The sequence below is a fragment of the Reyranella soli genome (assembly GCF_007992495.1).
GTDB lineage: Bacteria > Pseudomonadota > Alphaproteobacteria > Reyranellales > Reyranellaceae > Reyranella > Reyranella soli.
In genome coordinates, this window is the sequence record NZ_BKAJ01000012.1 from 18,080 (window position 1) to 42,530 (window position 24,451).

Consider the following 24,451-nt stretch of genomic DNA (forward strand, 5'->3'; position numbering starts at 1 on the left):
GGTCGCCATGAAGACCCTCAAAGGCCCGGCCATTTTTCTCGCGCAATTCGCCGGCGACGCAGCGCCGTTCGATTCGCTGCGCGCCATTGCACAGTGGGCAGCCGATCTCGGCTACAAGGGCGTGCAGATTCCGTCCTGGGACGCGCGCCTGTTCGATTTGGACCGCGCGGCCGAGAGCAAAGCCTATTGTGACGAGGTGAGGGGCACGCTGGCGAGCGTCGGCACCGTGGTCACCGAGCTGTCGACGCATCTGCAAGGTCAGCTCGTCGCCGTTCATCCCGCCTACGACATCGCGTTCGATGGCTTTGCGCCGCCGCAAATGCGGGGCAAGCCCGCCGCGCGCCAGGCCTGGGCGGTCGATCAGCTGATGAAGGCGGCGCGCGCCTCGCGCAATCTCGGGCTCAGCGCCCATGTGACGTTCTCCGGCGCGCTGGCCTGGCCCTATATCTATCCGTGGCCGCAGCGCCCGCCCGGACTGATCGAAACCGCGTTCGACGAGCTGGCGAAACGCTGGAGACCGGTCCTCAACGCCTTCGATGAGGCCGGCGTCGATCTCTGTTACGAGATCCACCCCGGCGAAGACCTCCACGACGGCATCACCTTCGAGATGTTCCTCGAGCGTGTCGAGGGGCACCGGCGCTGCCACATCCTCTATGATCCGAGCCACTTCGTGCTGCAGCAGCTCGATTATCTCGGCTTCATCGACGCCTATCACCCACGCATCCGCATGTTCCATGTGAAGGACGCGGAGTTCAATCCGACGGCCAAACAGGGCGTCTATGGCGGCTACCAGCCTTGGGCGCAACGCGCCGGCCGCTTCCGCTCGCTCGGCGACGGCCAAGTGGACTTCAAGGCGATCTTCTCCAAATTCTCGCAGTATGATTTCGACGGCTGGGCGGTGCTCGAATGGGAGTGCTGCGTGAAAAGTCCGGAACAGGGCGCGCGCGAGGGCGCTGAGTTCATCCGCCGGCACATCATCGAGGTCACCGGGAAAGCGTTCGACGACTTCGCCGGCGCAGGGACCGACGACGCCGCGAACCGGCGGATGCTGGGGCTGGCGCAATGACCATCGAAGCAGTCAACGAGGCCGGCGCGCGGAGCCCACGTCTCAAGCTCGGCATGGTCGGCGGCGGCCGCGGCGCCTTCATCGGCGCGGTGCATCGCATCGCGGCCCGTCTCGACGACCAATATGAAGTCGTCGCGGGTGCCCTTTCCGCCGATCCCGAACGGGCGGGGGCCAGCGCCGCCGATATCGGCATCGCGCCCGAGCGTGCCTACGCCGATTTTCGTACCATGGCGGGTGCCGAGGCTGAACGGCCCGATGGCATCGACGTGGTGGCGATCGTCACACCCAACCATCTCCACCACCCGATCGCACGCGCCTTTCTCGACGCCGGAATCCACGTGATTTGCGACAAGCCGATCAGCCGCACGGTCGAGGAAGCCGAGGACCTCGTCCGCGCCGTGGCCAAGAGCGGCAAGGTCTTCGTGCTCACGCACAATTACACCGGCTATCCAATGGTCCGGCATGCGCGTGAGATGATCTCGGCCGGTGAACTCGGTCGTATTCGCGTCGTCCAGGCCGAATATCCGCAGGAATGGCTGACCACGCCTCTCGAGCGCAGTGGTCAGAAACAGGCGGAATGGCGTACCGATCCCGAGCGCAGCGGCGCCGGCGGTTGTCTTGGCGATATCGGCACGCACGCCTTCAATCTCGCGGAGTTCGTCTCCGGCCTACGGGTCGAGGGCGTGGCGGCGGAGCTCACCACCTTCGTCGATGGCCGTCGGCTCGATGACAACGTGCAGATGATGCTGCGCTTCGCGGGCGGCGCGCGCGGCGCCCTCTGGTCGAGTCAGATCGCGCCAGGTCACGAGAACGGGTTGCAGTTGCGCCTCTACGGCGAGAAAGGCGGCTTGATCTGGCATCAGGAGCGCCCGGACCAGCTGCGCTTCACGCCGTATGGCAAGTCGCCACAGCTCGTGACGCGCGGTGGCCCGGCGGCCGGATCCGCGGCGGCGCACGCGACCCGCATTCCCGCCGGCCATCCCGAAGGCTATCTCGAAGGCTTCGCGCAGCTTTACGCCGACACAGCAGCGCTGATCCGCGCCCGCGAATCGGGGCGCCCACCCGATGCGTCGGCGGCTCTTCTGCCGACGGCTGAGGACGGCCTGCGCGCTATGCGCTTCATTGCTGCCGCGGTCAGCTCCAGCCGAGATGACGGCGCTTGGACACCTCTTCCCTGGCCCGCTGACGCGACAGGAAGTGTGGCGTACCAAGGCCGGGTGGACGCCGCCGCCGCTCGGACGTAACTCGCCGGCGCGCCGACTGTTCCGTCGTAACCTGGTCCCACTCGGGTTGCCGCGTGGACGCAACGGGCTGTGGAGCAAGGGCTGATTCTGCTTGTCTACTTCGTGGTTGAACGAGCGGCACGTTGCTGGGCCGGCCACCACGGCCGTGGGCGAGGCGTTGCTGATCCGGGTGCATGACAGCGCCAATGACGGTCGGGCCCGCCTGTCCTTCCACACCTCCTTCGAGAATCCGCTTCCTCCGGACGCTCCGCCGCGCGAGAGCATCGAGGTGCGTACGCTGGTGTTCTTCCCGCCGGCCGGTTAGGGCCGGCCCGCCGCTGGCTCGAGGGCCTCCGGCCGCCGGCCTTTCTCCTCGTGGTCCTGGGCGAGCGGCCGGCCGTGCGTCTCGATTCCGAGGAAGGAGAAGGCGAGCCCGACGGCGAACGCACAGGCGCCGAGGAACAGGAAGGCGGGCAATACGGCGTCGGCCGTCGCCTGCGGCGACAGCGGATTGTCGGCGCCGGCGATGACCGCGAGGCAGAGCGGCCCCAGAATCTTGCCGACGCCGTTCGCCGCCTGGGACAGCCCGGCGGAGCGCGCACCCAAACGCACCCCATAGACCTCGACGATGTACGGCGCGAGGTTCGAGGCGCCGCCCTCGAGGAAGAGGACGGTCGCGACGAGCGCCAGGATGAACACCGGGACCCCCCCGATCGTCAGCGGAAAACACAAGCCGGCGACGATAAGGCCAACTGCGCTGACATAGCCCTGAATTTCGCCGACCCGCTTGCGGCCGATCTTCTGCGCGAGCCAGGAGAGCAGCACCTTGCCGATGATGCCGGCGAGGGCGACGTAGACGAAGTAATGCGCCGACTGCGCCGCCGGAATCTTGAGCAGGAGGGCAATGATCGTCGGCCCCCAGAGATAGATGCCGTAGGCGGCCGTCGCCACGCCCGTCCAGGTGATGACCGTGAGCCAGAAGAAGCGGGGCCGGGCGAGGAGTTCGGCGATGCCGTGGCCCTGCTCGCCCGCTGGCTTGGCGGCGGGGAGCGGCACCTGGGCGAGCGGCAGGCCGAGCGTGCGCGCAACCGTCGCCTGCGCCTCGGCGAAGCGCCCTTTCGCGACGAGCCAGCGGGCGGATTCGGGCAAGAGGAAGATGAAGAGCACGCCCATCACCGCCGGCACGACGCCGACGGCGGCGACGCCGCGCCAGCCGAGGAACCCGAGGAGCGTCGCGGCAATGAGGGCGGCGATGAAGCTGCCGACCGTCGCGAAGACGACGAGCAGTCCGGTGATGAAGGTGCGATGCCGCGTCGGCGTCAGCTCGACGATGAGCGTGGTGATCGGCGTGGCGCAGGCGGCGAGCCCGACGCCGACGACGAAGCGCAGCGCGGTGAAGAGCAGCCAATCTCCATCCGGCACCAGCGCGATCGCGCCCGAGCCCGCGGCGCAGATGAAGGTGCCGGCGACCAACAGCTTCTTGCGGCCCCAGGCGTCCGAGAGCGAGCCCCAGGCGAGCGCGCCCACGATCGCACCGACTCCGCCGGAGAGCAGCATTGCCGCGCTCTGCCCATAGGTGAGATGCCACTGCGGCCCGACCACGGCGACGAGGTAGCTCACGATGAAGAAGTCGAAGAAATCGAGCGCGATGCCGATGGCGAGCAGGCTGAAGATCGTCCAGTAGCGGCGATCGAGCGGCGCACGATCGTAGAGCGCGAGCAGGTCCTCGGACCTCGCAGGGTTGGTCATGGTTTCCTCCGTCCGGCTTTTGTTTGATCGCGCTTCGAGGCCGCAGCTGCCGGTAGCCGCGGCCGACGCGTTTCCTCAGGCCGTTCGGTTCGCGAGCCCCGCCCGGAGCGCCGCGGCGCTGTCGGCAATCGCGCGGCGGACCGATGCGACGAGCCGGCCGTAGCGGATGTAGCCGTGGACGAGGCCGTCGTAGCGGACGAGGCGGCAGGGCACGCCTGCCGCCGTGAGACCGGCGGCGAGCCGCTCGTTGTCGTCGAGCAAGGGGTCGAGCGTGCCGATCGCGAGATGGGCGGGTGGCAGCGCGGCAAGGGGCGCCAGGAGCGGCGCGACGCGCCAGTCGTCTTTTTGCCCGGGATGGCTGAGATAGGTCGACCACACCCAGTCGAGCTGCGCCCGCGAGAGCACGTAGGCACCCGACCCAAAGCGCTGCCAGGACGGGCTGTCGCCCTCGGTCGAGTAGGCGCCATAGTGAAGGAGCAGGAAGCGGAGCGGCGAGGCGCCGGCGTCACGCAAGGCGAGCGCCGCGCCGAGGGCGAGGTTGGCCCCGGCCGAATCGCCGCCCGCCGCCAGCTGCTGCGGATCGATGCCGAGCGCTTCGCCCGCGCGCGCGACATGGCGGATGACCGCCACCATGTCGTCGAAGCCGGCCGGAAAGCGATGCTCCGGCGCAAGGCGGTAGTCGACATGGAGGACGGCGACGCCGCTCTCCCGCACCAGGGCGCGCAGCGCGCCATCCCAGCCGTCGAGATCGCCCAGCGCAAAGCTGCCGCCATGCGCGTAGACGAGGAGCGGCGGGCGCGCGATGCCGGCCGGCCGGTAGAGCCGGCACGGGACGTCATGCCCGGGCGCCGGGATGGAGAGATCCCGCTCCTCACAGAGAGGCACCGAGCCCTCGTTGAGGAAGGCCGAGATGCGGGCGAGGGCGGCACGCGCCTCGCCGAGCGGCGCCGTCGCCGGGTTGAGCGCCACGAGGCCTCGCTCGCGCAGGAGCGCTCCTGCCGCGGCGAGCTCCGGATCGATCGCCGCGGCGACGGCGTTCACGCAGCTTGCTCCAAGGTCGGCGTCATCGGCGCGATCGCCTTGAGGCGCGGCAACACCTCCGTGCCGAGGAGGCGGATGTTCTTCTCCGACTCGGCATGCGTCATGAAGCCGGTGCGGCCGATGATGGTGAGGTGGCCGAAGCCGCCGACATCGTCGTGGAACTTCTTGATCTGCGCATAGACGCTGTCGGGATTGCCGGCGAACATGATGCCCTGCGCCATCGCCTGCTCGACGGTCGTCGACATCAGCTTGAGGGCGTTCTCCTGCGCCGTGGCGACACCCTTCTCGGCGTTGACGAGATTGGGCCCGCCCGATTGCGGCTTGGGGCGTGTGCGCCAGGCCTGGCCCGCGATGTGCGGCGGTGCGGTGCCGGGCAGGAGCTGGGCGTATTGCGGCGCCGATTTGAGGCTCGTGTTGAGGAACCACAGGAGCTTCTCCCCGACGCGCACGCCCTCCTCGTCGGTGTCGCCGACAGAGACGAAGGCGCTGTAAGCGAAGTTGTCGGTCGAGACGGGCGCCAGGCCCGCCTCGGCGCGCGCCGTGCGGTAGGCTGCGTAGGCGCGCCGCGTCCCCTCGTGGCCGCGCAGCACCAGGGTATGCACCATGCCGCGACGGCCGACCTCGGCCGCTGTGTGCGGATCGCCGGTCGCTGCCCACATCCTGAACCGCTCCTGCCAGGGCCGCGGCCAGATGTTGACGTGGCGATGGGTGAAATGCTTGCCCTCCCAGGAGAACGCGCCGTCCTGGTGGGTGAGCGCCTTGCCGATCAGGTCGATCGCCTCCCAGTAGCGCTCGATGTTGTTGACCGGATTGGCGTTGGCGGATGCCATCTCGGTGCCGCCCGACTTGACGAAGCCGAGCTCGAGGCGGCCGCGCGAGATGACGTCGGCGGTGGCGTACTCCTCGGCGACACGCACCGGCTCGCGGCGCAGCGAGATCAGCGTGCCCAGGCTCAGGATGCGCGCCTTGCGCGTCTGCCGCGCGAGGATGCTGACGAGCATCGGATTGGCGCCCAGGAGCGAGTTGATGCCGGCGTGATGCTCGGTCGCCCCGATATTGAGGCCCATCTCATCGCACAGCAGGTACTCGTCGATCACCTCGTCGAAGAGACCGGCAGCGACCCGCGGATCGCACCAGCGGTTGGGCAAGCTCGCGCGCACCGAGTCGGCGGCATCGAGCACGTCTTTTGGTACATGCGGATAAGGCACTTCGCACATCCACCAGGCGTCCATGAGGCGGTGTCTCCCTAAGGTTCGCAGGCCGGGTTAGCTGGCCGGTCAGTGGCCGAGGAAATCGAGGATGTGGTCGGCGAGCGCGTCCGGCCGCTCGCGCTCCGGGTGGTGGCCGGCGCGATCGACGAGGGCGAAGCGCGCGCCGGGGATGAAGCCGGCGTAGCGGCGGCCGTAATCGGGTGTCACGACGCCATCCGCGGCGCCCCAGAGCACCAGGGTCGGGAGAGCGATCCGGCCAAGCCAGCGCTTGAGGCGCGGGTTGTACATGTAGGGCTCCCAGCCGTAGAGGCTGAGCGCGTCCCAGTCGCGCGCGTGGCGCGTGAGCGCGTCGTCCGACATCGCGTCGAAATCCGGGGCTTCATGGTCGGGGTCATGCCAGCTCCGCCGGCGAACCGTGTCGGGATGGGTGTTGAAGATGTCGAGGATGTCTGGTGTCTCGCGGTCGCCGAGCTTCAGGCCCAGCGCGTCGATCAGCACGAGGCGGTCAAGCCGATGCGAGCACGCAGCGGCGATCTCGGCGGCGAGCCAGCCGCCGAACGAGGCGCCGACGAGCGTGATCTTGTCGTCGCCGAGGCCGTCGATGAGCTCACGGTAGAGATGGACGAGGTCGTAGAGGGTCTCGAAATCCGCGGGCCGCGACGAGGTGCCGAAGCCCGGATGGGACGGTGCCAGGATGGTGGCTCGCCGCGACAGAAGCTCGAGGAAGCGGGCATCCGGGGCGAGCGGATGGAACCCGTGCAGGAAGAGGAGTGTGCGGCCCGTACCCTGCCGAACAACCTCCAGATCGACGTCGCGGACTCGAATCCGGTCCGCAGGCGGCGCCAACGTCTCGGTCATCCTTCGCTCCCTACCGACCGCCGGTCCGCCATCGAGGGCGCGCGATCGGAAATTCGTTTCTTGGTAGGCGAAGCATCTCATATTTTTTGAAGCGATTACAAGAGAATAATATATTATAATTTGTACCGTCTTCGTTCCTATATGATGTCTCCGAAATCCACGAATCGATGAGGTCCGATCTCCATGCAGGGCGAAGGCACTCTCGCCATGTCCATCTATGGCCGGCTAAGGCGCGACATCCTCACCGGCCTGTTCGAACCAGGGGAGCGCCTGCCGCTCGATGCGCTGGGCGAGCGCTATCGCGTCGGGCTCACGCCGCTGCGCGAGGCGCTCAACCGCCTCTCCGCCGAGGAGCTGGTGCTGCGCAAAGGCAAGCGCGGCTTTCGCGTCGCGCCGGTGAGTCGCGCCGACCTGGTCGATCTCGCAACGACTCTGTGCTGGGTGGTGGAGGTGGCGCTCCGCCAGTCACTCGCCAAGGGTGACGAGGCGTGGGAAGAGGCGGTGGTCCTCGCGGCGCACCGCCTGCAGCGGCTCGACAGCCGGCTTCCGTCGCATGAAACGGGCGTGGACCCCGAATGGCAGCGCCGGCACATCGATTTTCACATGAGCCTCATTGCCGCGAGCGGTCTGCGGCGCATCAACGACTTCTTCGCGACCCTGATCGACCGCTACGACCGCTACATGTATCTCGGGGTGGATGCGACGGCGCGCTGGCCGCGCGATACGGCGGCCGAGCACAAGGCAATCCTCGACGCGGTGATGGCGCGCGATGCGGACCTCGCGGTGCGGTTGTTGCAGGCACACATCCGGCGCACCGCCGAGATCGTCGAGGCCTCCTGGACAGCCCGGCTTTCCGACGATGAGATCGCGCCGGGCGCGACTCTCGTCAGCGAAAGCTCCTGACGTCACCTGGCAGCGTGGGGTTGCTCGCCGCTTTGCTCCGCGGCCGTACGACATAGCCCGCAATGACTCGCTGCCGGCAGACCACCAACGGGGGGCGAGATGCCGCAATTTGAGATCGAAGCGCCCCCCGGATTTGAACCTACACCACAGTTCCCCATTGATTGTGTGATGCTCGTGGCCGGCCCTTATCGGCTCGCCAAGCCCCCCGCCGATCGTTTGTCTTTCCAAGGGCGGGCCTCCCCGGGATCAGGTCGTCTGGCTGGGCATAACCATCCTCGACCAGCAGTCAGCCGATCATTCCATGCTGGCACTGCTGGCGTCGCTGGCGTGTGGGAGGAGGCAGGCAGACTATGGATTGTGGCTCTCGCCCGCCGGCGAGCGTATCAAGCCCTCCCTGCGGTGCGCAAAAACTCCAGATTTGGATAAATAACAGAAGTGATTGACCGCACCAATCACCCAGGTTATATTCGCCACATGAACGCCATCGGCCGTCCCACCAGCTATCGACCCGAATTCTGCGAGCTGGCCAGCAACTACTGTCTGCTCGGCGCCACCAACGAGGAGCTGGCCGGCTTCTTCGATGTGGCGCCGCGGACCATCGACAACTGGATCGCGCGCATTCCCGAGTTCGCCGCCGCCGTGCTCGAAGGCCGGGCAGTGGCCGACTCCCGTGTGGCGCGAGGCCTCTACCAGCGCGCGGTCGGCTACGACAGCGAGGTTCAGCGTACCGTGCTGTGGCGCGGCGAGGAGAGGACCCTCACCAAGACCGTGCATCATCCGCCCGATGTCCGCGCCTGCATTTTCTGGCTGCGCAACCGCCGGCCTCAGGACTGGTCGACCAGGCCCCGGCCGCCGTCCGACGATCCGCCCAAGGGCGAGAATTGGTGGGAGACGCTCGACGCAACCGAGAAAGGGAACCGAGAGCACGCGCGGCCCGAGCCGCCGGCAGCCGAGCAGTATCGGGCTGTGGCGCCCAAGCCGGACAACCTCTCAACCGGCGCGCAACGTCCTCACCGCATCGTCGCGCCGGAACAGGTAGAGCAGGGCCCTGAGCGCCGCGCCTCGCTCGGACTGCAGGTCGGGATCGCGCTCGATGACGAGGCGTGCGTCGTCGCGGGCCGCCTGCAGGAGCTCGGCATGGGCTGCGAGGTCGGCCAGGCGCATATCGGGCAGGCCGCTTTGCCGGGTGCCCAAAAGCTCGCCGGCGCCGCGCAGGCGCAGGTCCTCCTCGGCAATGCGAAAGCCGTCCTCGGTCTCGCGCATGATGGCGAGCCGGGCCTTGGCGGTCTCGCCGAGCGGCTGGGCGTAGAGCAAGAGGCAGGTCGACTTGGCGGCGCCACGGCCGACGCGGCCGCGCAGCTGGTGGAGTTGGGCGAGGCCGAAGCGCTCGGCGTGCTCGATCACCATCACCGTCGCGGCCGGCACGTCGACGCCGACCTCGATCACCGTGGTCGCGACCAGGATCGACAGGCGGCCGTCGGAGAAGGCGGCCATGGTCGCCTCGCGCTCGGCGCCCTTCAGGCGGCCATGGACCAGGCCGACCTTGCCGGGGAAGCGCGCGCTGAGGAGCCGAAAGCGCTCCTCGGCGTTGGCGAGGTCGATGTCCTCCGATTCCTCGATCAGCGGACACACCCAGTAGACACGCCCGCCGGTCGCGATCTGGCGGCCGACGGCGTCGGCCACTTCGGCAACACGCTCCAGCGGGAGGGTGCGGGTGTCGATCGGCTGGCGGCCGGCCGGCTTCTCGGTGAGCTTGGAGACGTCGAGATCGCCGTAGGCCGCCAGCATCAGCGTGCGCGGGATGGGTGTCGCCGTCATCACCAGCAGGTCGACGGCATGGCCCTTGGACGACAGCGCCATGCGCTGGTGCACGCCGAAACGGTGCTGCTCGTCGACCACGGCGAGAGCGAGGTCGGCGAACTCGACTTCCTCTTGGACGAGCGCGTGCGTGCCGACGACGAGATGGATCGAGCCGTCGGCCAGGCCGCTCAAGGTTTCCTTCTTCTGCTTCTGCCCGTCGCGACCGGTCAGCAGGGCGAGCCGCACGCCGGCCGCCTCGGCGAGCGGCGCGATGGTGGCGTGATGCTGGCGCGCTAAAATTTCGGTCGGCGCCATCAGCGCGGCCTGGGCGCCGGCCTCGACGCAGATCAGCATGGCAAGCAGGGCGACCAGCGTCTTGCCGCTGCCGACGTCGCCCTGCAGCAGGCGGATCATGCGCTCGGGCTTGGCCATGTCGGCCTCGATCTCGGCGACCGCGGCCGTCTGGCTCGGCGTCAATTCGAAGGGCAGGCTCTTGAGCACCTTGGCGCGTAGCTTGCCGTCGCCCTTGGTGACATGGCCCGCGACGGTGCGATTGTGATGGCGTACCAGGGCAATGGCGAGCTGGCTCGCCAAAAGCTCGTCGAAGGCGAGGCGGGCGCGCGCCGGATGCATCGGCGAGAGATCGGTGTGCTCGTCCGGCGCATGCGCGCGCGCCAGCGCCGCGTGCCAGCTGTCCCACTTGTTGCGCTTGTTGAAGGCTGCGTCCTGCCATTCGGGCAGTTCGGGCGATCGCTCGACGGCGGCGGCGATGGCCTTCTGCACCGGCCGCTGCGTGAGGCCGGCCGTCAGCCCATACACCGGCTCGACGCGCAGGATCTGATCGCGCTGGTCGAGCGGCACGACATGGTCGGGGTGCGTCATCTGCACCTCGCCCTGGTAGATGTCGACCTTGCCGCTCACCACGCGCACCTCGCCCGGGGGCAGGAGATTCTTCAGGTAGTCCTCGCGGCCATTGAAATAGGTGAGGCAGAGCCGGCCGGTCTCGTCGCTGCACCAGACGCGATAGGGCTGGCGCGGATTGCGCGGCACCAGGTGCTCGTCGACGGTCACGGTGATGGTGGCGATGTCGCCCGCCTTGGCGTGCACTATCTCGGGCGCGTTGCGCCGGTCAACCACGGCGAAGGGCAGGTGCCAGAGAAGGTCGACGACCAGCGGGCCTGCAAGTTTCTCCACGAGCTTGCCCAGCCGCGGCCCGATGCCGGGCAGCGACGTGGTCTGGGCGAACAGGGGTGTCAGGCTCTGCGGACGCATGGCTTCTGGGCTTTTTGGCCGCGTGACTTCACCATCGCCGCCACCTATATGCTACGCCGCTTTCTGGGGAAAACATGACGCGCGAGCTGGATCTCGAGACGCGGCGCAAGCGCTTGCTTTATCGCAGCGTCTATCGTGGCAACAAGGAGAACGACATTCTCCTGGGCCAGTTCGCGCGCGCCCATATCGCCGAGTTCGGCGCCGCCGAGCTCGACCAGTACGAGCGGCTGCTGGCGGCGAGCGACAATGAGATCTTCGACTGGGTCACCGGCCAGGCGGAGACGCCGCCGGAGGCCGATTCGCCGGTACTGCGCAGGCTAAAAGCGTTTCGCGTGAGGTTTTAGCGTGGCGTCGCTTTCCGGAACCCTGTCCGTCATCCCGCGCAAGCCCGGCCGCTGGACGGTGGCCGGCCTGCCCGAGGGCGCCGACGCGCTGGCGCTGGCGGAGCTTGCCCGCACCACCGGCGGCCAGGACATCCTGCACGTGGCGCGCGACGGCCAGCGGCTGGAGCGCCTGCAGGACGGACTGCGCTTCTTCGCGCCCGAGCGCGGGGTGCTGGTCTTCCCGGCCTGGGACTGCCTGCCGTACGACCGCATGTCGCCGCATCCCGACATCGTCGCCGAGCGCCTGGAGACCCTGGTGCGGCTCGCGGCGCCCAAGAAGCCCGGCGCGCCGGCGCGCATCGTCCTGGCGTCGGTGGGTGCGGCCCTGCAGAAGGTGCCGCCGCGCAGCCTCTATGCCGAGGCGGCGGTGGTGCTGAAGAAAGGCCAGACGCTCGACGTCAACTGGCTGACGAAGTTCCTGGGCGAGAACGGCTATGGCCGCTCCGAGACCGTCATGGAGCCGGGCGAGTTCGCCGTGCGCGGCGGCCTGGTCGATCTCTTCCCGCCCGGCACGCCCGAGCCGTTGCGCCTCGACCTGTTCGGTGACGTGCTGGAGGAGATCCGCTCGTTCGATCCCATGAGCCAGCGCTCGACCGGCCCGCGCGAGGAGGTCGTGCTGCTGCCGGTGAGCGAGGTGCTGCTGACCAAGGACAGCATCGCGCGCTTCCGCGGCGGCTATCGCGAGCTGTTCGGCAATGCCACCGACGACGCTCTCTACGAAGCGGTGTCGGCGGGCCAGCGCCATGTCGGCATGGAGCACTGGCTGCCGCTGTTCCACGAGCGGCTGGAAACGCTCCTGGATTACTGCTCCGAAGCGGTCGTCACGGCAGATCACCAGATCGCCGAGGCCTTCGACGCGCGCCATGAGCTCATAACCGACTACTACGACGCGCGGCTCAAGACCGGCGGCAAAGGCGGCATGACGGGCGCGGCCGACTACAAGCCCGTGCCGCCGGATCGCCTCTACCTGAAACCGTCGGAATGGGACCGCCTGCTCGAGGGCCACGCAGTCGGCCAGTTCACCAGCTTCGATGCCGCGCCCGACGCTCCGAACACGATCGATCTCGCCGGCCGCCGTCACGAGGGCTTTGCCCGTGCGCGCACGGCGACGGGCGTCAACCTCTTCGACGTCGTGGCCGAGCACGTCAAGGCGGCCAACGCCGCCGGCCGCCGCGTGCTGGTCGCGGGCTACACCGAGGGCTCGGCGAGCCGCCTGCAACACCTCCTGCAGGAGCATGGCGCCACGACGCCAGTGCCCGTTCCCGACTTCGCCACGGTACAGGGCCTGCCGGCCGGTGCGCTCGGTATCGCGGTGTGGCCGGTCGAGCACGGCTTCGTGCTCGATACCCTGGAGGTCATCGGCGAAGAGGACATCATCGGCGACCGCCTGTCGCGTCCGGCAAAGAAGCGCCGGCCGTCCGAGCGTTTCATCGCCGAAGCGGCTGCGCTGAGCGAAGGCGACCTGGTCGTCCATCGCGAGCACGGCGTCGGCCGCTACGAAGGCCTGGTCACGCTCGAGATCCAGCACGCTCGCCACGACTGCCTGCGTCTCACCTACGAAGGCGGCGACAAGCTCTTCGTGCCGGTCGAGAACATCGACGTGCTGAGCCGCTACGGCTCGGCCGAGGAGGGCGCGGCACTCGACCGGCTGGGCGGCGTCGCCTGGCAGTCGCGCAAGGCGCGGCTGAAGCAGCGCATCGCCGACATGGCCGATCGGTTGATCAAGATCGCCGCCGAGCGCGCCATCCGCCGCGGCGAGACCATGAGCCCGCCCGAAGGCGCCTACGAGGAGTTCTGCGCCCGTTTCCCCTATGCCGAGACCGACGACCAGCTGCAGGCGATCTCAGACGTGATCGACGACATGTCGTCAGGCAAGCCGATGGACCGGCTGGTGTGCGGCGATGTCGGCTTCGGCAAGACCGAGGTGGCGCTGCGCGCCGCCTTCGTCGCGGCCCTGTCGGGCAAGCAGGTCGCGGTCATTGCGCCCACGACGCTTTTGGCGCGCCAGCATCACCGCACCTTCAGCGCGCGCTTCCAGGGCCTGCCAGTGCGCATCGGCCGTCTGTCGCGCCTGGTCCCGGCCAAGGAGGCCAAGGCCACCAAGGAGGCGGTCAAGGAGGGCAACGTCGACATCGTCGTCGGCACCCACGCGTTGCTCGCCAAGAGCATCGAGTTCAAGGACCTCGGGCTGCTGATCGTCGACGAGGAGCAGCATTTCGGCGTCAGCCACAAGGAAAGGCTGAAGGAGCTGCGCGCCGACGTCCATGTGCTGACGCTGACGGCGACACCGATCCCGCGCACCTTGCAGCTGGCGCTGACCGGCGTACGCGACATGAGCCTGATCGCCACGCCGCCGGTCGATCGGCTGGCGGTACGTACCTTCGTCACGCCGTTCGACGGCGTCACGATCCGAGAGGCCTTGCTGCGCGAACAATATCGCGGCGGCCAGAGCTTCTATGTCTGCCCGCGCATCGAGGACTTGGCCGAGGTCGCGGCCAACCTGCGCGAGCTCGTACCCGAGATCCGCATGGCCATGGCGCACGGCAAGCTCGCGCCGACAGCCATCGAGAACACCATGCAGGACTTCGTCGAGGGCAAGTTCGACGTGCTGCTGTCGACCAATATCGTCGAAAGCGGCCTCGACATCAGCACCGCCAATACGATGGTGATCCATCGCGCCGACATGTTCGGCCTGGCCCAGCTCTACCAGCTCAGGGGCCGCATCGGCCGCGGCAAGACACGGGCCTATGCCTATCTGACCGTGCCGCCGGGCAAGGCGCTGAACGAAGCGGCGTCCAAGCGGCTCGAAGTCATGCAGACCCTCGACACGCTGGGCGCGGGCTTCCAGCTCGCCAGCCACGACCTCGACATCCGCGGCGCCGGCAACCTTTTGGGCGAAGAACAGTCAGGTCACATCCGCGAGGTGGGCATCGAGCTCTACCAGCAGCTCCTCGAGGAAGCGGTGGAAGCGGCGCGCGGGCAGGCACGCGAGGCGGAGCGCGCCGAGTGGTCGCCGCAGCTCAATCTCGGCATCCCGGTGCTGTTGCCCGAGGAATACATCGCCGACCTCTCGGTGCGCATGGGCCTCTACCGGCGGATCGGTGCGCTGGCCGACCAGGCCGAGATCGATTCCTTCGCCGCCGAGCTGGTCGACCGCTTCGGCAAGATGCCGGCCGAGGCCGAGTTCCTGCTCAACACCGTCGCGCTGAAAGTGCTGTGCCGCGCGGCGGGCGTCGACCGCATCGATGCCGGCGAGAAGGCGGTCGTGCTGTCGCTGCACGACAACAAGTTCGCCAAGCCCGAGAAGCTCATCGCCTGGCTGCAGAAGAACGCGCCTTTGGTGCGGCTGCGCCCCGACCACCGCGTGATCGTGCAGCGCGCCTGGAACGACGAGCGCCAGCGGCTTTCCGGCGTGACTTCGATTGTTTCCTCTTTGGCGAAGCTCGCCGCTTGACGCGAGGTTTGCCCTCGGGCTTGAGCAGCGGCCGCACGGCCCGTTCGGCGCAGCGCAGCAGCCAGTCGCCGAGCCGCGTGTCGCCTGAGGCGCGGGCGAGGGCGACGGCACCAACCGCCAGGATCACGGCCACCGTGGCATCGCCGTCGAGCTTGCGCTTCTTCGCGCCGGCCAGCTCGGCGATCGCGGCGTAGAGCAGGTTGGCGTAGGCGAGGCGCGCCGGCAGCGGTGCGCGGGCGATGTCGGAGGGCAGGGCGGCCAGCACGCAGGTGGGCGCGCTCGCGACCAGCTCGGCCTTGTCGAGATAGGCCTTCAGCACCGCGGCGGGCGCCGCGCCGCGCAGCCGCGCCCGCAGGCCGGTCCCGGCAATCACCGCCTCGGTGAAGAGATCGTCCTTCGAGTTGAAATGGGCATAGAAAGCGCCGCGCGTCAGCCCCGCCGCCAGCATGACGTCGTCGATGTTGGTGCCGGCATAGCCGCGCAGACGGAACAGCCGGCCGGCATGATCGAGAATTTCGGCGCGGGTGCGGGCAGTTCGGGCGGGGTTTTGAGGCATGATATGTTTACTAACATATCGTATGTTATTAAACATATCATTAGGCCATAGTCATGCCGGACCGCGGGCCTCCAGGCCCGCTCATGATTCATGAGGCGGGCCTGGAGGTCCGTGGTCCGGCAAGAGAAGACTTAAGCCGTCGACTGCGCCGCGCTGGTCGCCGCGTCGCGTTCGGCGAGGTTGAAGACTTCGACGAAGGCCGACGGCGGCTGGGCGCCGGAGACGGCGTACTTGCGGTTGACGATGAAGCAGGGGACGCCATTGATGCCGAGGCGGCGGGCGTAGACGTCGGAGGCGACGACCTCCTGGCGGCCCTCGTCGCTCATCAGGTAGCGGCGGGCGCGCAGCTCCTCGATGCCGACGCGCACGGCGCATTCGACGACGGTCTCCATGTCGCCGATGTCGCGGCCTTCCTCGAAGTAGAGCTTGAACAGCTCGGCCACGGTCTCGTCCTGGACGTTGTTCTTGGCGCTCCAATGGACCAGCCGGTGCGACAGCACGGTGTTGGGCGTGCGCCGGATGCGGGAGAACTGGAACTCGATGCCGGCCTCGCGGCCGCTCTCGGCGATCGCCTGGTAGATCTGGCGGGGCCGGTCGCCGCCGCCGAACTTGGCGCGCACATAGTCGTCGCGCGTCATGCCCTCGGGCGGCATGTCGGGATTGAGCTGGAACGGGCGCCAGGCCACGGCAATGTCGGTGCGGCCGCTCTGTGCCAGGGCGCGCTCGAACCGCCTTTTGCCGATGTAGCACCAGGGGCAGATCGTATCGGAAACGACGTCGACGTAGATCATGCCGCAAGCTTACGCCTTTCGCGCCAATGCAGAAAGAGAGCGGAGGCCGCGACCACCCCCAGGGCGGTGGATGTCAGCCATGCAGCGGCAGGCCAGCCGCCCGAAGCAACCAAAGCGCCGGCGATCGGCGGGCCCATCAGGCCGCCGATATTGGAGCCCTGCATCAGTAGCCCCGTAGAGGCGCCGATCAGCTCGGGCCGCGGCGAATGCACGGGCAGGCCGGTGAACAAGGCACCGGGCACCACGCCGATCACCGCCGAGTAAACACCCGCCAGCACCAGGCGCCACAGGTCGGGCACGCCGTCGATGAAGACGCCGGCGGCACAAAAGGCCATGAAGAACGCCGCGCCGGCGATCACCGCGACGCGCGGCAGGCCGCGCTGCAGCAGCCAGCCGGCCAGCAGGTTGCCGCAGACGTTCACGACGGTCACCAGCGCCGTGACGATGGCGGCCGTCGAGGTCGAGAAGCCCAATCGCTCGACCTGCAGGGTCGGCAGGAAGCCCACGATCGCCAGCCAGCAGCAGGAATAGGCGCCGAAGCAGAGCGCGATCGCGAGCGGTCCGCCGCTGGTCGCCACCTCGGCCACCTCGTGCAGGATCGGCCGGCGGCTCATGGGCTGGGCATCGAGCTCCCGGCGCGGCACGGCGCGCAGCAACAGCGCCAGCAGCATGATCAGCGACGTGCCCGAGGCGACCAGCCAAACGGCATGCCACGACGTGCCGGGCAGGATGACGGCTGCGATCAACATCATCGCGCCGGCGCCCGCCGGCATGTAGGACGTCCAGATCGTCATGGCGAGATGGCGGTCGGCGGGTCGGGTGACGCGCAAGACCAGGGTCGGCAGCGAAACCGTGACGATGATGAAGCCCACGCCCTCGAGGAAACGCCAGGCCAACAGCAGGTCGATGCTGCCGGCGAAGGCGCCGAGCAGGCTCGTGGCGAAGCAGAGCGCGGTGCCGAGCACGACCAGGCGGCGATGGCCGAAACGGTCGACCGTGAGCGCGATGGTCATGCCGCCGACGGCGGCGGTGAGGTTGACCATCGCCAGCAGCCATCCGGCCTGGCGCAGGCCGGCGCCGAGATCCGCGAGGATCGACGGGATCGCGGGCGGCACCTTGCCGACATGGAAGGCCGCGATCATGCCGGCCGCGACCAGCAGGCCGACCAGTCCCCAGGGCGTGCGCGCTGAGCTCAGTACTGCACCCGCGCGGTCATGGCGCCGTCGACGATGAAGTTGGTCCCGCTGACGAAGGAGGCCTGCGAGCCCGCCAGGAACACGACGCACGAGGCGACTTCCTGCGGCGTGCCCATGCGTCCCGACGGGTTGCGCGCCAGCATGCGCTTGTAGCGCTCGGCGCCGGCGTCGCGCTGGCGGCCCCAGGTGTTGCCGTCCTCCAGGATGGTGCCGGGGGACACGACGTTGGCGCGCACGCCCTTGGGCGCCATGTCGATGGCGAGCGACTTGGCGAACGGCACCAGGGCACCCTTGACCGAGCGGTAGGGCGAGGTCGGGCCTGAGACCTCGACGAACGCCACCGTGCCGATGATGGCGAGCGTGGCGCCGGCTCCGGTCTTCTCGAGATGTGGACGCGCATGGTGGGTGGCGTTCACCGTCGAGACGATGTCGATATCGATCGCCTTGCGCCAGCCTGCCTCGGTGTCCTCAGTGCCCATCGCGCTGACATTGGCGACGAAGTGGTCGAGACCGCCGTTGCCGGCGAAGTCGTCGATCCACGTCTTCAGCGCCGTATTGTCGGTGACGTCGAGCGCCGTGCCTTCGGCGCGATGCTGCTTCGATTGCCAGTCCGTCTCGCGCTCCTTCACGAGCTTGGCGTCGCGTGCGCAGAAGCCGACGACGGCGCCTTCGGCCAGGAAGGCCTCGACGATGGCGCGGCCGATGCTCTTGGTGCCGCCGGTGACCAGCACGCGCTTGCCCTTGAGACCGAGATCCATGATTCCCTCGAAACCGACGCCCGCCTATAAGGCGGGGCATCAAACTAGGGAGCACGGCCGATGTCCAAGCGATTCGACCTGACGGGCAAGGTTGCCCTGGTCACCGGCGCATCGTCGGGACTCGGTGTGCACTTCGCGCGCACGCTTGCCGCCGCAGGTGCGTCGGTTGCCATTGCTGCACGGCGCGCCGATCGACTGGCCTCTCTGCAGGCGGAATTGCAGAAGCTTGGCGGCAAAGCCGTCGCCGTCGAGCTCGACGTGCAATCGAGTGACTCGATCACCGCGGCGTTTGCAACGGTGGAAGCGGCGCTGGGGCCCGTCGACATCGTGGTCAACAACGCCGGCATCTCGATCGTCAAGCCGGCGCTGGAGATGCCGGTCGAGGACTGGGACGCCGTGGTCAACACCAACCTGCGCGGTGCCTGGCTGGTGGCGCAGGCGGCCGGCAAGCGCTGGCTGATGGCCAAGCGGCCCGGCGTGATCGTCAACATCGCTTCGATCCTGGGCCTGCGCACGATCGGGCAGGTGGCGCCTTACAACGCCTCGAAGGCGGGCCTGATCCATCTCACCCGTGCGCTCGCCATGGAATGGGCGCGGCACGACATCCGGGTGAACGCGATCTGCCCGGGCTACATCGAGACCGAGATGAACAGCGACTTCTGGAAGACGCCCGCCGGTCAGCGCCTGATCGACCGCATCCCGCAGCGCCGCATCGGCAAGCCCGAGCATCTCGACGGCGCGCTGCTGCTGCTGTCGTCGGACGCTGGAAGTTTCATGACCGGCAGTGTGCTGACGGTGGATGGCGGCCACACCGTGAGTTCGCTCTGATCACCACCCGTTGATGCGGTCGTAGACGTCGACCACCGACTTGCCGCCGTCGAGCTCGCTATCGACGACGTAGTAGCGGTCGTAGGCCGCCGCCGTGATGCAGGCGTGGTTGGGCAGGATGCGCACGCGCGAGCCGATCGGCAGGTTGCCGTAGGGGATCGGCTCCTCGGCGCCGACGAAGCCGTGCTCCTGCGAGCAGGCGATCACGGCCATGTCCTTGGCCGGCGCGTCGACGATCGTGCCGTAGCCGACCTGCGGCTTGAATTCCTGGGCGCTGATGTCCTTGGAGAGCGCCAGCGCCCCGGCATCGACCAGCACCTGGTTGCGATGCGGATAGTGGCCGATCACCGAGGCCAGTACCGACAGCGCGAGATCCGATGGCGCGCACGAGCCGATATATTCCTGGTCGAGATCGTTGAACACATAGACGCCCGGCCGCATCTCGGTGATGCCGGTGAAGTCGCGCGAATGCATGGCGGTCGGCGTCGAGCCGCCCGAAACAATGGGACAGGGGATGCCGGCGGCCCTGAGCTTCTCGGCCGCGCCGACGATCGCGCGGCGTTCCTGCTCGGCCACGGCCGCGATGCCGTCCGGCGTGCTCTCATGATAGGAGTGGCCGGCGTGCGTCATGACGCCGGCCAATTCGACGCCCGGCGCGTCGTGCAGGATGCGGGCGATGTCCAAAAGGCCGGGAAGCTCGGGCCAGGGCAGGCCGGCGCGGCCGCCGCCGCTGTCGACCTCGATGAAGACCGAGAAAGTGTCGCCGTTCTTCGCCGCATCGGCGATCGCCTTGGCCACGGCGGCGTTGTCGGTGACGACGCGCAGGTTGACGCCGCGGCGGCGCAACTCGCCGATGGCCGGCAGCTTGGACGGCACCACGCCCACGCCATAGAGGATGTCCTTGAAGCCACCGTCGGCGAAGTAGCGAGCCTCGGCTAGGGTCGAGACGGTGATGCGCCCGTCGTGGCCCTCGACCGCCATGCGGCCGACCTCGATCGATTTCGCGGTCTTGAGATGCGGCCGCAGCATGACGCCGGCATTGCGCAGGCGTTCGCTCATGCGCTTGAGGTTGCGGCGCAGGATCGCCCGGTCGAGAATGAGGGCGGGGGTCGGCAGGTCATCGAGGGTCTGGGCGGCCATAATGGCGAGTCTAGCATGCCGATCGAGAACGAACGAAAATTTGTCCTGAGGGACGATGGCGACCTGGAGCCGCGTCTGGCTGCGCGCCCTGGCGTGACCAGAAGCTTTTTGCGCCAAGCCTATCTTGATGTCTCGGGCATGCGCATCCGATCGGTCGAAGAAGGCGGGGCGATCCGCCACGTCTTCACCTACAAGCGGCCTGTCGACGGTCAGATCGTCGAGATCGAAACGGAGATCAGTGCCGTCGATTTCGAGCGGCTGTGGTCGCAGCGCCGCGAGACCTTGCAGAAGCTGCGCTACTCCTGGACCGACGGTCCTTTCCATTGGGACGTCGACTTCTTCAAGACAGACGACAACCGCACCTACTTCACGCAGGCCGAGGTGGAGATGCCGGAGGAACAGGTCGAACCGCCGCCACTTCCGCCCAGCCTCGCCGACCACCTGCTGGCGACAGCGCCCGCCGGCGATCCGCGGTTTGCCTCCAAGCGGCTGGCGAACCAGGCGCATGCCGAGAAGCTTTTAGCCGACATCAAGAGCAAGGGGAGGATCGAGTGAAGATCGCGCGTATCGACACGCATTCGGTGAAGGTGCCGTACACCTTCGGTGGCGATCATAAGGGCGAAGGCCTGCGCACCTGGACGACCAACAACATCCTGCTGGTGCGCGTCGAGACCGACAATGGCATCGTCGGCTGGGGCGAGGCCTTCTGCTACGCCTGCACCGACGCCGTGCGCGCCGCCATACACAACATGATCGCGCCCATCGCGATCGGCCAGGATGCGCGTGATATCGCCAGGCTCTCCTATGACCTGCAGCAGAAGCTGCACTTGTTCGGCCGCTACGGCATCACGATCTTCGCCCTGTCCGGCCTCGACATCGCCTTGTGGGACATTGCCGGCAAGGCAGCCGGCTTGCCGCTGCATCGGCTGCTGGGCGGCGCCGGTCGCGACAAGCTGCCGGCCTATGCCAGCCTCTTGAAGTACCGCGATCCCGAGAAAGTCGCGGCACGCACCAAGCTGGCCGTCGACGAGGGTTACCGCCACGTCAAGCTGCACGAGACCGAGGAGCCAGAGGTCAAGGCGGCGCGGCTGGCGGTGGGCAACGACATTGCCATCATGGTCGACACCAACTGCCCGTGGACGCCCGAGCAGGCGCGACACATGACCCTGAAGCTGCGCCAGTACGACCTGTACTGGCTGGAAGAGCCGATCTTCCCGCCGGAAGACTTCACGGCCATCGCCCGCCTGCGTGAAGGCACGGGCGTGCCCATGGCGGCGGGCGAGAACAACTGCACCTCGTTCCAGTTCCGCGACATGTTCGCCGCCGGCGCCGTCGACTACGCCCAGCCCAGCGTCACCAAGGTCGGCGGCGTCACGGAGTTCCTGAAGGTCGCCAATCTCGCCGATGCGGCCGGCGTGACGCTGATGCCGCACTCGCCCTATTTCGGCCCGGGCTTCCTCGCCACGCTTCACCTGCTGGCCGCGCACGGCGGACCGGGCGGCATGATCGAGCGCTATCACCTGGACCTCGAGGCGAGTCTCTACGGCGAGCTGGTGATGCCGGTCGATGGCGGCTTCGTCGTGCCGACCGGACCGGGGCTGGGACGCGATCCAGACCCCGATGTGCTGAAGACCTTCGGCGCTTAGGCCGATGGCATCGACGACGCTCCAGTATCGCGATGGCGATGTCAGCTTGAAAGGCGTGCTGGTCGGAAGCGAGATGCGAACGGCCGGTCCGGCGATCGTGCTGTTCCCCGATGCGCGCGGCGTCGGCGCCCATGCGATCGAATGCGCGGGGCGGCTGGCCGGGCTCGGCTATCCGACGCTGGTCGCCGACCTCTATGGCGAAGGCCTGCTGGCGCGCGATATGACCCAGGCCGGCGAGCTGATGCGCGGCCTGCGCGCCGACGTCGACCGCTGGCGGGCGAGGGCACGGGCGGCCCTTGAGGCATTGTCACTACAGGATGGCGTCGATCGCTCCAGGCTGGCAGCGCTCGGCTACTGCTTCGGCGGCAGCACAGCGCTCGAACTGGCACGCAGCGGCGCCCCGCTGGCCGCCGTCGTGAGCTTCCACAGTGGTCTCGCAAGCCCGCGGCCCTCCGACGCGGCCAACATCAAGGCCAAGGTGCTCGTCTGTCACGGTGCGGCCGATCCTCTCGTGTCGCCGGCCGAGGTCGCGGCCTTCAAGGAGGAGATGGGCCGCACCAAGGTCGATTGGCAGCTCCACACTTACGGCGGAGCCGTGCATGCCTTCACCAATCCCGAGGCCGACAACGGCGGCATTCCGGCATTCGCCTACAACGAGGCAGCGGACCGGCGCTCGTGGACTGCCATGCTCGCTCTGCTGCGGGAAGCGTTCGCATCTGGCTCATGATTCTTCCGGACCGCGAGCCTCCGGCTCGCTCATGATCATGAGCGAGCCGGAGGCTCGCGGTCCGGAAGACTATGACTTGGCCGGCCGGTTCCGTGGCACCTGCACGATCGACCACGGATCCGGCAGTTCGCCGACCGGGCAGTCGATCAGCACCGGGCCGCCGCGGGCGATGCCGCGCGAGATGGCCGTGCTCAGCTCCTCGGGCGACTTCACGCGCTCGGCGTGCAGGCCGAAGCTTTCGCCCAGCTTGACGAAGTCGGGATTGCGCAGGTCGCTGGCGATGGTGCGGTTGTTGAACGACTGCTGCTGGATGCGCTTGACGTTCCCGTAGGCGCCGTCGCTGAACACGACCGCGACCACGCCGATGCCATGCTGTGCCGCCGTCGCCATCTCCATCGCGGTGAACATGAAGCCGCCGTCGCCGTTGATCGACACGACCGGCGTGTCGGGCCTGGCGACCTTGACGCCAAGCGACGTGGCGTAGCCCCAGCCCAGCGTGCCCTGGTAGCCGGTCGACAGGAAGGTGCGCGGCTTGTAGGTCGGCCAGGCGAGACGCGCGACGTAGCCCATCTGCGTCAGCTCATCGACCAGGATGCCGTCCTCGGGTAACGCCTTGCGGATGGCCTCGAGATAGGCGACCTGCGGCGCGAGCTTGTCGCGCACTGCCTTGTTGGCGCGTCCCTTGATCTCGGCCACGTGCTCGGCCCGGCCGTTGGGCTTGGACGCGTGCTCGCCGAGTCTGTCGGCCAGCGCCTTCATGGTCGCCGCGGCGTCACCGATGATGCCGATCTCCGGCCGCCGCTGGCGGTCGAGCTCCTCGCCGTCGATATCGACGCGGATGATCTTGAGCTTGTCGTCGAGGCCCCAGTTCTGCTGCTGCGGCTGTAGACGCGTGCCGACGGCCAGGACCACGTCGGCCTCGCCCCAGAACAGGTAGCCAGCGGGCATGGTGACCGACAGTCGATGGCGGCCGTCGATCACGCCCTGGCCCATGCGCCCGGTCATGACGGGCGCATCCAGCATCTCGGCGATGCGCGCGATGTGCTCGCCCGCGTCCAGGGCGCCGCCGCCGACCACGATCATCGGGTTCTGGGCGCTGCCCAAAAGCTTGGCGGCACGCTCGACCGCGTCCTCGTCGACAGGGCAGGGGTCCGCGTTGGCCGGCGTCGAGATCAGCTCGACCGGCGCCTTGCGCGCCCAGGTGTCCATCGCGCATTCCAGCGCCACCGGGCGCCTCCGCCCGGACAGCAGCCGACGGAAGGCTTCGTTGACCAGGCCGGGCGCGGCGGCGGGCGAGGTGATGCGGTCGGCCCACTTGGTGAGGCCGCGCATGATCGCGAGCTGGTCGGGCAATTCGTGCAGCAGGCCGAGATTGCGGCCGATCATCGCCTGCTGGATCTGGCCGGTCAGCGCCAGCACCGGCGCGTTCGCCGCATACGCCGTCGAGAGCGCCGCCGTGGTGTTGAGGAAGCCGGGGCCGGGCACGACGACGTAGGCCGACGGCGATCCCGTTGCCATGGCGTAGCCCAACGCCATGTACGCGCAGGCCTGCTCGTGGCGCGCATGGATCGGCTTGATGGCGTTGGTGCGGTCGTACAGGGCGTCGAAGAACGGATCGTTCTGCACGCCGGGCAGACAGAAGATCGTGTCGATGCCGTTCACTTCGAGCATCGACACGACGGCTTGGGCGGTCGTCAGTGTGGTCATGATTCCTCCGCCCCCGTCATACGGGGGCGGCGGGGAGGGGGGAAGCCACGTCGGCTATCCCTTGAGGTATGAAAACTATGATCTGAAATGACTGAGGAAGAGGACTGAGGCCTTCCCCCTCCCGGCCTCCCCCGTATGACGG

General features: G+C 68.1%; 20 protein-coding genes and 2 pseudogenes. 10 read left to right on the forward strand and 12 right to left on the reverse strand.

Annotation, left to right across the window (positions count from 1 at the left end; genetic code table 11):
- Positions 1 to 7 precede the first annotated feature (7 nt).
- From RSO01_RS03440 to RSO01_RS03450, 3 genes and pseudogenes are all read left to right on the forward strand, one after another.
- On the forward strand, positions 8 to 1,066 hold the full coding sequence (locus RSO01_RS03440) for a sugar phosphate isomerase/epimerase family protein (RefSeq protein WP_147146229.1): 1,059 nt from the start codon (positions 8 to 10) through the stop codon (positions 1,064 to 1,066).
- Positions 1,063 to 2,310 (forward strand): Gfo/Idh/MocA family protein, encoded by a 1,248-nt coding sequence (locus RSO01_RS03445; RefSeq protein ID WP_147146231.1) that lies wholly within the window; start codon positions 1,063 to 1,065, stop codon positions 2,308 to 2,310. Before RSO01_RS03440 ends, RSO01_RS03445 begins: the two co-directional genes overlap by 4 nt.
- Positions 2,311 to 2,461: 151 nt before the next feature.
- Positions 2,462 to 2,614 (forward strand): annotated as a pseudogene (locus RSO01_RS03450) (CmcJ/NvfI family oxidoreductase); the annotation flags it as partial.
- Here the strand turns inward: RSO01_RS03450 and RSO01_RS03455 are convergent.
- From RSO01_RS03455 to RSO01_RS03470, 4 genes are all read right to left on the reverse strand, one after another.
- On the reverse strand, positions 2,611 to 4,038 hold the full coding sequence (locus RSO01_RS03455; protein WP_147146236.1) for an MFS transporter: 1,428 nt from the start codon (positions 4,036 to 4,038) through the stop codon (positions 2,611 to 2,613). The pseudogene RSO01_RS03450 and the gene RSO01_RS03455 sit on opposite strands and share 4 nt — an antisense overlap.
- A 75-nt stretch (positions 4,039 to 4,113) precedes the next feature.
- Positions 4,114 to 5,079 carry an alpha/beta hydrolase fold domain-containing protein gene (locus RSO01_RS03460; protein WP_147146238.1) on the reverse strand — a complete coding sequence of 322 codons (966 nt, stop codon included), beginning with the start codon at positions 5,077 to 5,079 and terminating at the stop codon, positions 4,114 to 4,116.
- Positions 5,076 to 6,311, reverse strand: a complete 1,236-nt coding sequence (locus RSO01_RS03465) for an LLM class flavin-dependent oxidoreductase (RefSeq protein ID WP_147146240.1) — start codon at positions 6,309 to 6,311, stop codon at positions 5,076 to 5,078. The genes RSO01_RS03460 and RSO01_RS03465 overlap by 4 nt, the downstream gene beginning before the upstream one ends.
- 45 nt (positions 6,312 to 6,356) lie before the next feature.
- Entirely contained in the window at positions 6,357 to 7,148 is a 792-nt protein-coding gene (locus RSO01_RS03470; protein WP_170302817.1) for an alpha/beta fold hydrolase, read from the reverse strand.
- Between the two features lie 183 nt (positions 7,149 to 7,331).
- Between RSO01_RS03470 and RSO01_RS03475 the strand changes: the two genes are divergently transcribed.
- Positions 7,332 to 8,051 carry a GntR family transcriptional regulator gene (locus RSO01_RS03475; RefSeq protein ID WP_147146244.1) on the forward strand — a complete coding sequence of 240 codons (720 nt, stop codon included), beginning with the start codon at positions 7,332 to 7,334 and terminating at the stop codon, positions 8,049 to 8,051.
- 348 nt (positions 8,052 to 8,399) lie between these two features.
- Here the strand turns inward: RSO01_RS03475 and RSO01_RS03480 are convergent, their stop codons facing one another.
- Both RSO01_RS03480 and recG read right to left on the reverse strand, forming a co-directional pair.
- Positions 8,400 to 8,828 carry a hypothetical protein gene (locus RSO01_RS03480; RefSeq protein WP_147146246.1) on the reverse strand — a complete coding sequence of 143 codons (429 nt, stop codon included), beginning with the start codon at positions 8,826 to 8,828 and terminating at the stop codon, positions 8,400 to 8,402.
- Positions 8,829 to 9,041: 213 nt separating this feature from the next.
- Entirely contained in the window at positions 9,042 to 11,123 is a 2,082-nt protein-coding gene (gene recG, locus RSO01_RS03485; RefSeq protein ID WP_147146248.1) for an ATP-dependent DNA helicase RecG, read from the reverse strand.
- A gap of 74 nt (positions 11,124 to 11,197) precedes the next feature.
- On the opposite strand from recG, the gene RSO01_RS03490 reads away from it, so the two are divergent.
- The gene (locus RSO01_RS03490; protein ID WP_147146250.1) at positions 11,198 to 11,467 is read left to right on the forward strand and encodes an FAD assembly factor SdhE; all 270 of its coding nucleotides are present in this window, start codon (positions 11,198 to 11,200) and stop codon (positions 11,465 to 11,467) included.
- Between the two features lies 1 nt (position 11,468).
- Positions 11,469 to 14,960 (forward strand): transcription-repair coupling factor, encoded by a 3,492-nt coding sequence (gene mfd, locus RSO01_RS03495; RefSeq protein ID WP_246158013.1) that lies wholly within the window; start codon positions 11,469 to 11,471, stop codon positions 14,958 to 14,960.
- 388 nt (positions 14,961 to 15,348) lie between these two features.
- On the opposite strand, the pseudogene RSO01_RS48860 reads toward mfd, so the two are convergent.
- The 4 genes and pseudogenes from RSO01_RS48860 to RSO01_RS03515 form a co-directional block, all read right to left on the reverse strand.
- Positions 15,349 to 15,552 (reverse strand): annotated as a pseudogene (locus tag RSO01_RS48860) (TetR family transcriptional regulator); the annotation flags it as partial.
- Between the two features lie 95 nt (positions 15,553 to 15,647).
- A complete protein-coding gene (locus RSO01_RS03505) occupies positions 15,648 to 16,307 on the reverse strand; it encodes a DsbA family oxidoreductase (RefSeq protein WP_147146252.1) in 660 nt (219 codons plus the stop codon).
- Positions 16,304 to 17,449, reverse strand: a complete 1,146-nt coding sequence (locus tag RSO01_RS03510; protein ID WP_147146253.1) for an MFS transporter — start codon at positions 17,447 to 17,449, stop codon at positions 16,304 to 16,306. The genes RSO01_RS03505 and RSO01_RS03510 overlap by 4 nt, the downstream gene beginning before the upstream one ends.
- 50 nt (positions 17,450 to 17,499) lie before the next feature.
- Entirely contained in the window at positions 17,500 to 18,261 is a 762-nt protein-coding gene (locus RSO01_RS03515; protein ID WP_147146255.1) for an SDR family NAD(P)-dependent oxidoreductase, read from the reverse strand.
- 60 nt (positions 18,262 to 18,321) lie between these two features.
- Here RSO01_RS03515 and RSO01_RS03520 point away from each other — a divergent pair, with 60 nt between their 5' ends.
- On the forward strand, positions 18,322 to 19,089 hold the full coding sequence (locus RSO01_RS03520; protein WP_147146257.1) for a glucose 1-dehydrogenase: 768 nt from the start codon (positions 18,322 to 18,324) through the stop codon (positions 19,087 to 19,089).
- Here the strand turns inward: RSO01_RS03520 and RSO01_RS03525 are convergent, their stop codons facing one another.
- Positions 19,090 to 20,229, reverse strand: a complete 1,140-nt coding sequence (locus RSO01_RS03525; protein WP_147146259.1) for an alanine racemase — start codon at positions 20,227 to 20,229, stop codon at positions 19,090 to 19,092.
- Between the two features lie 138 nt (positions 20,230 to 20,367).
- Here RSO01_RS03525 and RSO01_RS03530 point away from each other — a divergent pair, with 138 nt between their 5' ends.
- Genes RSO01_RS03530 through RSO01_RS03540 form a run of 3 tightly spaced genes read left to right on the forward strand, consistent with a single transcriptional unit; the run spans position 20,368 to position 22,602 of the window.
- The gene (locus RSO01_RS03530) at positions 20,368 to 20,784 is read left to right on the forward strand and encodes a CYTH domain-containing protein (RefSeq protein ID WP_147146261.1); all 417 of its coding nucleotides are present in this window, start codon (positions 20,368 to 20,370) and stop codon (positions 20,782 to 20,784) included.
- Positions 20,781 to 21,875 (forward strand): mandelate racemase/muconate lactonizing enzyme family protein, encoded by a 1,095-nt coding sequence (locus tag RSO01_RS03535; RefSeq protein ID WP_147146263.1) that lies wholly within the window; start codon positions 20,781 to 20,783, stop codon positions 21,873 to 21,875. Before RSO01_RS03530 ends, RSO01_RS03535 begins: the two co-directional genes overlap by 4 nt.
- Before the next feature lie 4 nt (positions 21,876 to 21,879).
- A complete protein-coding gene (locus tag RSO01_RS03540; RefSeq protein ID WP_147146265.1) occupies positions 21,880 to 22,602 on the forward strand; it encodes a dienelactone hydrolase family protein in 723 nt (240 codons plus the stop codon).
- Between the two features lie 69 nt (positions 22,603 to 22,671).
- Here RSO01_RS03540 and RSO01_RS03545 read toward each other — a convergent pair whose 3' ends face one another.
- A complete protein-coding gene (locus RSO01_RS03545) occupies positions 22,672 to 24,309 on the reverse strand; it encodes a thiamine pyrophosphate-dependent enzyme (protein WP_147146267.1) in 1,638 nt (545 codons plus the stop codon).
- Positions 24,310 to 24,451 lie beyond the last annotated feature (142 nt).